The 10,422-nt window shown below is 64.5% G+C and carries 11 protein-coding genes; 2 read left to right on the plus strand and 9 right to left on the minus strand.

What is annotated here, in order from left to right; all coding sequences use genetic code 11:
- Window positions 1-310: 310 nt before the first annotated feature.
- Window positions 311-703 carry a Co2+/Mg2+ efflux protein ApaG gene (gene apaG, locus JOZ76_RS07715; RefSeq protein WP_291698033.1) on the plus strand — a complete coding sequence of 131 codons (393 nt, stop codon included), beginning with the start codon at window positions 311-313 and terminating at the stop codon, window positions 701-703.
- A gap of 101 nt (window positions 704-804) precedes the next feature.
- Here the strand turns inward: apaG and JOZ76_RS07720 are convergent, their stop codons facing one another.
- From JOZ76_RS07720 to JOZ76_RS07730, 3 genes are all read right to left on the minus strand, one after another.
- Window positions 805-1,806, minus strand: a complete 1,002-nt coding sequence (locus tag JOZ76_RS07720; protein WP_291698034.1) for an Hsp33 family molecular chaperone — start codon at window positions 1,804-1,806, stop codon at window positions 805-807.
- A gap of 212 nt (window positions 1,807-2,018) precedes the next feature.
- On the minus strand, window positions 2,019-2,945 hold the full coding sequence (gene argF / locus JOZ76_RS07725) for an ornithine carbamoyltransferase (RefSeq protein ID WP_291698035.1): 927 nt from the start codon (window positions 2,943-2,945) through the stop codon (window positions 2,019-2,021).
- Window positions 2,942-4,192, minus strand: coding sequence for an aspartate aminotransferase family protein (locus JOZ76_RS07730; RefSeq protein ID WP_441299993.1), 1,251 nt, complete (start codon window positions 4,190-4,192; stop codon window positions 2,942-2,944). Before JOZ76_RS07730 ends, argF begins: the two co-directional genes overlap by 4 nt.
- Window positions 4,193-4,612: 420 nt before the next feature.
- On the opposite strand from JOZ76_RS07730, the gene JOZ76_RS07735 reads away from it, so the two are divergent.
- Window positions 4,613-5,125: a GcrA family cell cycle regulator gene (locus JOZ76_RS07735; RefSeq protein WP_291698037.1), complete on the plus strand. Its 513-nt coding sequence runs from the start codon at window positions 4,613-4,615 to the stop codon at window positions 5,123-5,125.
- Window positions 5,126-5,239: 114 nt separating this feature from the next.
- Here JOZ76_RS07735 and phoB read toward each other — a convergent pair whose 3' ends face one another.
- The 6 genes from phoB to pstS form a co-directional block, all read right to left on the minus strand.
- Entirely contained in the window at window positions 5,240-5,941 is a 702-nt protein-coding gene (gene phoB / locus JOZ76_RS07740; RefSeq protein ID WP_291698038.1) for a phosphate regulon transcriptional regulator PhoB, read from the minus strand.
- Between the two features lie 98 nt (window positions 5,942-6,039).
- Entirely contained in the window at window positions 6,040-6,756 is a 717-nt protein-coding gene (phoU, locus tag JOZ76_RS07745; protein WP_291698039.1) for a phosphate signaling complex protein PhoU, read from the minus strand.
- 120 nt (window positions 6,757-6,876) lie between these two features.
- On the minus strand, window positions 6,877-7,689 hold the full coding sequence (gene pstB, locus JOZ76_RS07750) for a phosphate ABC transporter ATP-binding protein PstB (RefSeq protein WP_291698040.1): 813 nt from the start codon (window positions 7,687-7,689) through the stop codon (window positions 6,877-6,879).
- On the minus strand, window positions 7,686-8,543 hold the full coding sequence (gene pstA, locus JOZ76_RS07755) for a phosphate ABC transporter permease PstA (protein WP_291698041.1): 858 nt from the start codon (window positions 8,541-8,543) through the stop codon (window positions 7,686-7,688). Before pstA ends, pstB begins: the two co-directional genes overlap by 4 nt.
- 1 nt (window position 8,544) lies before the next feature.
- Window positions 8,545-9,543: a phosphate ABC transporter permease subunit PstC gene (gene pstC / locus JOZ76_RS07760; protein WP_291698043.1), complete on the minus strand. Its 999-nt coding sequence runs from the start codon at window positions 9,541-9,543 to the stop codon at window positions 8,545-8,547.
- Between the two features lie 149 nt (window positions 9,544-9,692).
- The coding region (pstS, locus tag JOZ76_RS07765; protein WP_291698042.1) for a phosphate ABC transporter substrate-binding protein PstS at window positions 9,693-10,422 on the minus strand (730 nt) is incomplete at its 5' end.

Here is a 10,422-nt window from a genome sequence, read left to right on the forward strand (position 1 = left end):
GCGTTCGCCGATCGCGGGCAGCGAGATCGCAGGCGCACGGGCGGCCGTCGCCGCCTCGCGCGGAGCTTCAGCTGCTCCGGGATGACCCGCAACCTGGTCGGCAATGGACGTCATCGGGCACCGTGTCGGCCGGCGACAAAAGCGCCGGCGCATGAAGAGGATTTTACCGGGAGCGTTCCCGGCATGCAAAGTAACGAAACGCGTGAGCTTGGGGTTGCGCGCGCTTAAACCCGAACTGTGTTGAAACCGCGATGCCGAAACGGTTCGCCCGGTGGTTGGTTCCGCGCGGCCTTTTGGTTATGATGGGTGAATGTACCGCGCCATCACCCGTCAGATCGAAGTCACCGTCGAGCCGGCTTTCATGCCGGAGCGCTCCTCCGTGGAACATTCGCGCTATTTCTGGGCCTACACCATCGTCATCACCAACACGGGCGACGAGACGGTGCAGCTCAAGACTCGGCACTGGATCATCACCGACGCCTCCGGCAAGCGGCAGGAAGTCCGCGGCGAAGGCGTGGTCGGCGAGCAGCCCGTGCTCGGCCCCGGCGAGCACTTCAAATATACGAGCGGCGTTCCGCTGACGACCGCCTCCGGCTTCATGACCGGCCGCTACCAGATGGTGAGCGAGGCCGGCGAGCACTTCGAGATCGACGTGCCGACGTTCTCGCTGGACAGCCCCGCGGCGAAGCGGGTGTTGAACTAGCCGCGAGCGCGGTGCCGTAGGGTGGGCAAAGCGCAGCGTGCCCACCGTCACGCGCTGCGCAAGAAATGGTGGGCACGCTTCGCTTTGCCCACCCTACTTCTTCATGCGTCTTCGACGCCCGCCTCTTGCGGCGTGAACTCGTAGACCGATGAGCAGAACTCGCAGGTCACGACGACCTTGCCGTCCTTCACCATCTCGGCACGGTCCTTCGGTTCGAAACTCTTCAGCATCGAGGACACCGCTTCGCGCGAGCAGGAGCAGCGCGCCTGCAGCGAGACCGGCTTGAACACGCGGACGCCGCGCTCGTGGAACAGGCGATAGAGCAGCCGCTCGCCGGAGAGATCGGGATCGATCAGCTCGACATCCTCGATGGTGCCGACCAGCGACTGGCCTTCGACCCAGGCGTCATCCTCCGCGACCGTGTGGACGACGGTGCCCTCCGGCGCGTCGCCGGGATGCAGGTCGGCCTGCCGCGCACGCTCCGGCGCCTTTGGCAGGAACTGCGCCAGCACGCCGCCGGCGCGCCAGCGATGCTTGCCGCCGCCCTGCAATTCCTCGCCGACCGCAAGGCGCACCTTGGTCGGGATCTGCTCGGAGCGCAGAAAATATTCGTGCGCGGCATCTTCGAGGCTGCCGCCATGCAGCGCCACCAGGCCCTGGTAGCGGCTCATGTCGGGCCCCTGATCGATGGTCATGGCAAGATGGCCCTTGCCGAGCAGGCTGCCGGAATCCCGCGCCTCCTTCAGCCGTGCCGCATCGTATCGCGCATAGGCACGCAGCCGATCGGGCGCCTGAAAATCGACCACCATGAACGAGACCGGTCCATCGGTCTGCGTCTGCAGGATGAAGCGGCCCTCGAATTTCAGCGACGAGCCGAGCAGCGTTGCGAGCACGATCGCTTCGCCCAGCAGCTTGCCGACCACAGCGGGATAGTCGTGCCTGGTCAGGATGTCGTCGAGCGCAGGCCCGAGCCGAACCAGGCGGCCGCGCAGATCGAGCGCATTCACCTCGAACGGGATGATCGCATCGTCGACCGGAACCGCCGATGGCGCGCGAACCGGACTCTTGAAGGTGATTTTGCTGTCGGGGAATTGCGATGTCATGGCGCTCTATGTGGGGTCTGCACGCACTGTCCGAAAGGGTCGACCGTCGTCCTCGCGAAAGCCAGGACCCATAACCACAGGCTTGCGCTGTGGCAGACGGCGTCTGCCCTTGTGCCCGATCGAGAGATCACACGGTATGGGTCCCGGATCTACGCTCGCGATGGCGGTGCAACGCGCCGCCCGCTCGCTTGTCCGGGCGACAGCGCTACAATCTATCCCACCGCGTCAAAACACCAGGCCAAGATGCCCTTCTGCGCGTGCAGGCGATTTTCGGCCTCGTCGAACACCACCGACTGCGGGCCGTCGATCACCTCGTCGGTGACCTCCTCGCCGCGATGCGCCGGCAGGCAATGCATGAACAGCGCATCGGGCCTCGCCAGCGACATCAGCTTGGCATTGACCTGATAGGGTTTTAGCAGATTGTGGCGATGCTCGCCGTCCTTGTCGCCCATCGACACCCAGGTGTCGGTGACGACACAGTCGGCGCCACGCACCGCCTCCTCCGGATCGCTGCCGATCATGATCGGCGCCTGTGTCTGCTTGATCCAGTCCCGCATCGGCTTTTTCGGCGTCAGCTCCGGCGGGGTTGCGACATTGAGACGGAATTTGAAGCGGTCCGCCGCATGCGCCCATGACGCCAACACGTTGTTGTCGTCACCGGTCCAGGCCACGGTCTTGCCCTCGATCGAGCCGCGATGCTCCTCGAAGGTCATCAGGTCCGCCATCACCTGGCAGGGATGCGAGCGCCGCGTCAATCCGTTGATGACAGGCACGGTGGCATGCGCCGCAAGCTCGAGCAGCGCCTCGTGGTTCAAGATGCGGATCATGATGGCATCGACATAACGCGACAGCACGCGCGCGGTGTCGGCGATGGTCTCGCCGCGGCCGAGCTGCATTTCGGCACCGGTCAGCATGATCGACTCGCCGCCGAGCTGGCGCATCCCGACATCGAAGGAGACGCGCGTGCGCGTCGAAGGCTTGTCAAAAATCATCGCGAGCGTCTTGCCGGCAAGCGGCTTCTTGTCGGCCTCATGCGCCTTCAGCTTCGCCTTCATGGCGGCGCCGGCGGCGAGCATCGCGCGCAGCTCGGGAAGCGGCAGCGCGTTGATATCGAGAAAATGCCGCGGCGAAGTGCTCATTGTGCTGCCGCCCGCTTCGACTGATTGGCCGATAGCGCGACACAGGCGCGCTCGAGCCGCGCGACGCTCTCCTCGATTTCCGCCGCGCTGACGATCAAGGGCGGCAGGAAGCGCACCACATTGTCGCCGGCGCCGACGGTCAGGAGTTTTTCCTCGCGCAGCGCCGCCACCAGGTCGCCCGATGGCACCACGGCCTTCACCCCGATCAGAAGACCCTCGCCGCGCACATCCGCGAGAATGTCGCCATGGCGATCGACCACCGAGGCGAGCTTCTGCTTCAGCAGCAGCGACATCTGCTGCACATGCTCGAAGAAGCCGGGCTTCAGCATCACGTCGAGCACGGCATTGGCGGCCGCAACCGCCAGCGGATTGCCGCCGAACGTCGAGCCGTGCGAGCCCGGTGTCATGCCTGCGGCGGCATTGGCCGTGGCAAGGCAGGCGCCGATCGGAAAGCCGCCGCCGAGCGCCTTTGCCAGCGACATCACGTCGGGCGAGACGCCGAAGCGGCGATGCGCGAATAGTTCGCCGGTGCGGCCCATGCCGGTCTGCACTTCGTCGAACACGAGCAACAGGCTGTGCTGGTCGCAGAGCTCACGCAGCGACTTGACGAAGGTATGGGACGGTGCGCGCACACCACCCTCGCCCTGGATCGGCTCAATCAGGATGCCGGCGGTGTGCGGACCGATTATCTTCTTCACCGCATCGAGATCGCCGAGCGGCACCTGGTCAAAGCCTTCCACCGGCGGCCCGAAGCCTTCGAGATATTTTTGCGATCCGGTTGCGGCGAGCGTCGCCAGCGTGCGGCCATGAAACGCGCCCTCGAAGGTGATGATGCGATAGCGCTCGGGGCTGCCCTTGGCGGCGTGATGCTTGCGCGTCACCTTGATCGCGCATTCCATCGCTTCCGCGCCGGAATTGGCGAAGAAGACGAAATCGGCAAAGCCGCTCTGCTCACACAGCCGCGCCGCGAGCCGCTCGCCGTCGGGACTCTTGAACAGGTTCGACATGTGCCAGAGCTTTGTCGCCTGCTCCTGCAGCGCCGCCACGAGCGTGGGATGGGCGTGCCCAAGGGCATTGACCGCGACGCCCGAGGTGAAGTCGAGATAACGCTCGCCGTCGGTTGCGATCAGCCAACAGCCTTCGCCGCGCGCGAAAGCGAGATCGGCCCTGGCAAAGACGGGAAGCAGGTGCGTGGCGCTCTCGGTCATGATGATCACTGGATGCTGCGGCGGCCGCAATGCGCGCATTGGCGCGGGGATCGCATCGACGGCTCGCGTCCGAAAAACAAAACGTGCCGCAGCTTTTCTGCGGCACGTGGCAGATATTGTAGGGCAGGCAAGAAAGGTGTCAACATGCCGCCACGCAGGTGCCGCATTGGGCGTTGCATGCGCGTGCGCACGCGACGATATCCGTGATCTCCCGGGTAACCGGAACATGTGGAATGAGGACCCGGACTCTTGCGCCGGAGTCACGGCATATTGTAGCGTTTACCCTGTTGGGTACGACATCTCGTGCGACAGTAAACAGATCCTTCTAGTTCTATGGTTCGGCGTAAACGTCCGGGCGCTAGTCGCGCTCGGCGAGGGCTAAGGGATTCTGACCGCAGGGATTTTTGACATCGCGGCGCCGCCATAAAGTCGACGGCGCGGCGCGAAGGGAAAGATACGATGACGGTATTAACCTGGTCCGATGATCGCGTCGAACAGCTGAGGAAGCTCTGGGAGGCGGGCTTGTCCGCCAGCCAAATCGCCGCGGAACTCGGCAACGTGACGCGAAATGCTGTGATCGGCAAAGTCCACCGGCTCGGCCTGTCGGGCCGGGCCAAGAGCCCCGCATCGGCCGTGCCGCGCCCGCGCAAGGCGCGTCCGGCCCAGCATATCGTGCGCGTCGCGCGGCCGGTGTCGCGCGGCAATACGGCGCTGGCGCAAGCCTTCGAGGTCGAGCTCGAGCCCGATCCGATCGCCTTCGACAACGTGGTCCCGATGAGCCAGCGGCTGTCGCTGCTGGAGTTGAACGAAGCCACCTGCCACTGGCCGGTCGGCGATCCGTCGAGCCCGGACTTCTTCTTCTGCGGCGGCAAGGCGCTGGCGGGCCTGCCCTATTGCGCGCACCACTCGCGCGTCGCCTACCAGCCGGCCGCCGATCGCAGGCGGCAGTCGCCGAAGACGACGGCGCGGTAATCAACCGGTCGTTTGATCGGACGGCGCGGCCACGAACACGACTAAACCCTCTCCCGTTGCGGGAGAGGGTTACGAAGCCGGTGGGCTCTTTTTCCCGTATCTCAGGACCGAGCGCTATTCCGCCTTGGCAAAGCGGTCGTCGAGCGCGTAGCCGGCGCCGCGCACGGTGCGGATCGGATCCTGCTCGCGGCCCGGATTGAGCAGTTTTCGCAAACGGCCGATATGCACGTCGACGGTACGCTCGTCGATATAGATGTCGCGGCCCCAGACGCTGTCGAGCAGTTGCTCGCGCGAAAACACCCGCCCCGGATGCTCCAGGAAGAATTCGAGCAGGCGGTACTCGGTTGGGCCGAGATCGATCGGCCGGCCCGAGCGCGCCACACGCCGCTTCTCGCGGTCGAGCTCGATGTCGCCATAGGCCAGCACGGTGGCGAGCCGCTCCGGGCTCGCGCGGCGGAGCAAGCCCTTCACCCGCGCCAAGAGCTCCGGGACCGAGAACGGCTTGACGATGTAGTCGTCGGCACCGGTCTTGAGGCCCCGCACCCGCTCGCTCTCCTCGCCGCGCGCGGTCAGCATGATGATCGGCAGCTCCTGGGTCTCCGGCCGCGTCCGCAGCCGCCGGCACAGTTCGATGCCGGACAGCCCCGGCAGCATCCAGTCGAGCACGATGAGATCGGGGACGCGCTCCTTCAGCCGCGTGTCGGCATCATCGCCGCGGGTGACGGTCTCGACTTCGTAGCCTTCGGTCTCGAGGTTGTAGCGGAGCAGCGTGGTCAGCGCGTCTTCGTCTTCCACCACCATAATGCGGGCGCCCATGGCGTCAGGTCTCTCCATTCAAGCGGGCCTGGCTGATCCGAAAAGGCGCGCCCTGCCCCGCTGTCAGGGGCGTGGTACGGGCTTTCGGGACCAACGCCCTAGTTTCCAGGAACCGTCGTGGCAAAGGCCGTCATGTCGCCCTTCGGGCGCTTGTCGACCATCTGCTGTCCTTCGATCATGTAGAAAACCGTCTCGGCGATGTTGGTCGCGTGATCGCCGATCCGCTCGATGTTCTTGGCGCAGAACATCAGGTGAATGCAGAACGAGATGTTGCGCGGATCCTCCATCATGTAGGTGAGAAGCTCACGGAACAGCGAGGTGCAGATCGCGTCGACCTCCTCGTCGCCCTTCCACACGCCCATCGCCGCCGGCAGATCGTGGGCGGCATAGGCGTCGAGCACCGACTTGACCTGGGACTGCACGAGATCGGTCATGTGCTCGAGCCCGCGGATCAGTTTTAAGGGGTGGAAATCGCTCTCCAGCGCGGCGACGCGCTTACCCATGTTCTTGGCGAGATCGCCGATCCGCTCGAGATCGGTCGCCACCCGCATCGCGCCGACGATCTCGCGCAGGTCAATCGCCATCGGCTGGCGACGCGCGATGGTGAGCACCGCGCGTTCCTCGATCGTGCGCTGCAGATTGTCGATCTCGAGGTCGGCGGTGACCACGCGCTGGCCGAGCGCCACATCGCGGCGCACCAGCGCGTCGACCGAATCCGTGATCATGCGTTCGGCGAGCCCGCCCATTTCGGCGACCAGCCGCGTCAGCTCCTGCAGGTCGCTGTCGAACGCCTTGGTGGTGTGTTCAGAACCCATCATGCTCTCCTAAAGCAATGTGGTGATTGCGACGCTCTCCGAAGCGCTTTGCCGCCAGGTCCATCAAGAGAGCGCCTGAACCAACCGCATTGCAAACTCCCAAGTTAAGCCAGCGCCATCTCAGCCGAAGCGGCCGGTGATGTAATCCTGGGTACGCCGATCGCCCGGCGAGGTGAATATCTTGCTCGTGTCGTCGAACTCGATCAGTTCGCCCAGATACATGAACGCGGTCTTGTCCGAGACGCGCGCCGCCTGCTGCATGTTATGGGTGACGATCGCGATCGTGTAGTCCTCGCTGAGCTCGTGGATCAGCTCTTCGACCTTGGCGGTGGAGATCGGGTCGAGCGCCGAGCAGGGCTCGTCGAACAGGATCACCTCGGGCCGCACCGCGACCGTGCGCGCGATGCAGAGCCGCTGCTGCTGGCCGCCGGACAGACTGAGGCCAGAGGCGTTGAGCTTGTCCTTGACCTCGTTCCACAGCGCGCCGCCGCGCAGCGCCTTCTCGACCCGACCGTCCATTTCGGATTTCGGGATTTTTTCGTAGAGGCGGATGCCGAAGGCGATGTTCTCGTAGATCGTCATCGGGAACGGCGTCGGCTTCTGGAACACCATGCCGACGCGCGCCCGCAGCAGATTGAGATCGAGCCTGGGATCGAGGATGTTGGTCTGGTCCAGCATCAATTGCCCGGTCGCACGCTGGCCGGGATAGAGGTCGTACATCCGGTTGAAGATGCGCAGCAGGGTCGACTTGCCGCAGCCCGATGGCCCGATGAAGGCGGTGACGCGGTTGGTGCCCAGCGAAATGTTGATGTTCTTCAGCGCGTGGTGTTCGCCGTAATAGAAGTTCAGGTTACGCGCGGTGACCTTGGCCGGCGCCTCAGGCAGCGGTGTGGAGTGGGCGGAAGCGCTCACGGAAACGGACAGATCGTTCATTTTGCGGTCCTCTCGGCACCCAGAATGCGTGCGCCAATATTCAGAGCCAGGACGGTCAAGGTGATCAGCAGCGCGCCGCTCCAGGCGAGCTGCTTCCAATAGGCGTACGGGCTCTGCACGAAATTGTTGATGGTCACCGGCAGGTTGGCCATCGTCTTGGTCAGGTTGAGGCTGAAGAACTGGTTCGACAGCGCGGTGAACAACAGCGGCGCGGTCTCGCCGGCGACGCGCGCGGTCGCCAGCAGCACGCCGGTGATCAGCCCCGAGCGCGCCGCGCGGTAAGCAATGCGGCGGATCACCAGGGAGCGCGGCACGCCGAGCGCGCTCGCCGCCTCACGCAGCGGATTGGGCACCAAAAGCAGCATGTCTTCGGTGGTGCGCAGCACGACGGGAATCACGATCACCGCGAGCGCCAGCGCTCCGGCGATGGCCGAGAAGCCGCCCATCGGCACCACGACGATGCCATAGATGAACAGGCCGATGATGATCGAGGGCGCGGAGAGCAGGATGTCGTTGATGAAGCGGATCAACGAGGTGAGGCGGTCGTGCCGACCATATTCGGCGAGATAGGTGCCCGCGAACAGGCCGAGCGGCGCGCCGATACCGACGCCGATCACCGTCATGATGGCAGAGCCGGTGATGGCGTTGAGCAGGCCGCCCTCTTCCGAGCCGGGCGGCGGCGTGTTCTGGGTAAAGATCTCGAGATTGAGGCCCTTGAGGCCGTTAAACAGCAGGGTGAAGAGGATCAGCGCAAGCCAGGTCACGCCGAACATCGCGGCGGCGACACAGAGGGCGCGGACGACGATGTCCTTGCGGCGGCGGCGAGCGTAGTAGGTTCGGTTCAGCGCGGTCATGTCACTTCCCCGCCTTGCGTTCGAGACGCAGCAGCATCAGACGGGCCGCGGTGAGCACGAAGAAGGTCAGCACGAACAGCAAGAGGCCCAGCAGGATCAGGCCCGACTGGTGCAGGCCGTCGCTCTCGGCAAATTCGGACGCGATCGCCGCCGAGATCGTCGTACCCGGGGCGAAGATCGAGGATGAAATACGGAAGGAATTGCCGATGATGAAGGTGACCGCCATGGTCTCGCCGAGCGCGCGGCCGAGGCCCAGCATGATGCCCCCGATGATACCGACCCTGGTATAGGGGATCACGACGCTGCGCACGACCTCCCAGGTCGTGCAGCCGATGCCGTAGGCAGCCTCTTTCAGCACCGGCGGCACCGTCTTGAACACGTCGACCGAGATGGCCGTGATGAATGGCAGCACCATGATCGCCAGGATCAGCGAGGCATTGAACATCGACAGGTAGGAGGGGGGACCGGCGAAGATCGCGCCCAGCACCGGCACGCCGTCGAACAGATGGATCATGAAAGGCTGGAAGGTATAGGCCAGGAACGGGCCGAGCACGAAGAAGCCCCACATGCCGTAGATGATCGAGGGGATGCCCGCGAGCAGTTCGATCGCAATCCCGATCGGCCGCCGCAGCCATTGCGGGCATAGTTCGGTCAGAAAAATCCCGATTCCGATGCCGACGGGGATGGCGATCAGCATCGCGATGAACGAGGTCACGAGCGTGCCGTAGATCGGACCCAGCGCACCGAGCACCGGCGGATCGGCCGATGGCGCCCAGCGCTGGGTCCAAAGGAACGCAAAGCCATATTCCTTCATGGCCGGCCAGGCGCCGGCGATCAGCGACACGATGATGCCGCCGAGGATCAGGAGCACGGAAATCGCGCTCAGGCGGGTGATCCAGTAAAAGACGACGTCGCCGAGCTTGAATGCGCTCAGGGCCTTGGCGCGATCGTAAGGTCCGGCGGCACTGATCACATCGCTGGCATCGCTTTGAACGGCCATATCTGCCACGCTGGTCCCCTGTCTTGCCAAACTGGTCGGGCCGCGTTGAATAGGGCCCTGGCCTCTTGCTCATCGAGCATTTCAGTCGCAAATCCGGACCGGCAGGCCCTCCCCTTGCAGGGAGGAGGGCCGCAGGTCCGAACCCCGGCTCAGCTCTTGATGTCAGCCGACCAGGTCTTCTCGATCAGCTTGACCACGCTGTCCGGCATCGGGATGTAGTCGAGCTCCTCGGCCGCCTTGCCGCCGTGCTCGAACGCCCATTTGAAGAACTTGACCGCCTCGGCGGACGCTGCCTTGTCGGCCGGCTGCTTCTGCATCAGGATGAAGGTCGAGGCGGCGATCGGCCAGGACTTCTCGCCGGGCTGGTCGGTGAGGATCAGGTAATAGCCGGAGCCGGAAACGCTGGCCCAATCGGCGTTGGAGGCCGCGGCCTTGAACGCATCAATGGTCGGCTCGACGGTCTTGCCCGCCTTGTTGACCATCTTGGTGTAGGTCAGCTTGTTCTGCTTGGCGTAGGCATATTCGACATAGCCGATCGAGTTCTTGGTCTGGGCGACGTTCCCGGCAACCCCTTCGTTGCCCTTGGCGCCGACCCCGACCGGCCACTCGACGGTGGCGGCGAACTTGATCTTGGAGCCCCACTCTTCGCTCGCCTTGGAGAGGTAGTTGGTGAAGTTGAAACTCGTGCCGGAGCCGTCAGCTCGATGAACAACCGCAATGGCGGCGGAAGGCAGCTTCAGGCTGCCGTTGAGCTTGGCGATCGCCGGATCGTCCCACGTCTTGATCTTGCCGAGAAAGATGTCGGCGAGCGTCGACCCGTCGAGGACAAGATCGCCCGGCTTGACGCCGTCGATATTCACGACTGCGACAATGCCCCCC

The organism is Bradyrhizobium sp., assembly GCF_019244115.1.
Lineage (GTDB): Bacteria > Pseudomonadota > Alphaproteobacteria > Rhizobiales > Xanthobacteraceae > Bradyrhizobium.

What these genes read in the sequence shown, in the direction of transcription:
- apaG (WP_291698033.1), top strand. Translation starts at nt 311, where the DNA reads ATGTACCGCGCCATCACCCGTCAGATCGAAGTCACCGTCGAGCCGGCT.
- JOZ76_RS07720 (WP_291698034.1), bottom strand. Translation starts at nt 1,806, where the DNA reads ATGACATCGCAATTCCCCGACAGCAAAATCACCTTCAAGAGTCCGGTT.
- argF (WP_291698035.1), bottom strand. Translation starts at nt 2,945, where the DNA reads ATGAGCACTTCGCCGCGGCATTTTCTCGATATCAACGCGCTGCCGCTT.
- JOZ76_RS07730 (WP_441299993.1), bottom strand. Translation starts at nt 4,192, where the DNA reads ATGCGCGCATTGCGGCCGCCGCAGCATCCAGTGATCATCATGACCGAG.
- JOZ76_RS07735 (WP_291698037.1), top strand. Translation starts at nt 4,613, where the DNA reads ATGACGGTATTAACCTGGTCCGATGATCGCGTCGAACAGCTGAGGAAG.
- phoB (WP_291698038.1), bottom strand. Translation starts at nt 5,941, where the DNA reads ATGGGCGCCCGCATTATGGTGGTGGAAGACGAAGACGCGCTGACCACG.
- phoU (WP_291698039.1), bottom strand. Translation starts at nt 6,756, where the DNA reads ATGGGTTCTGAACACACCACCAAGGCGTTCGACAGCGACCTGCAGGAG.
- pstB (WP_291698040.1), bottom strand. Translation starts at nt 7,689, where the DNA reads ATGAACGATCTGTCCGTTTCCGTGAGCGCTTCCGCCCACTCCACACCG.
- pstA (WP_291698041.1), bottom strand. Translation starts at nt 8,543, where the DNA reads ATGACCGCGCTGAACCGAACCTACTACGCTCGCCGCCGCCGCAAGGAC.
- pstC (WP_291698043.1), bottom strand. Translation starts at nt 9,543, where the DNA reads ATGGCCGTTCAAAGCGATGCCAGCGATGTGATCAGTGCCGCCGGACCT.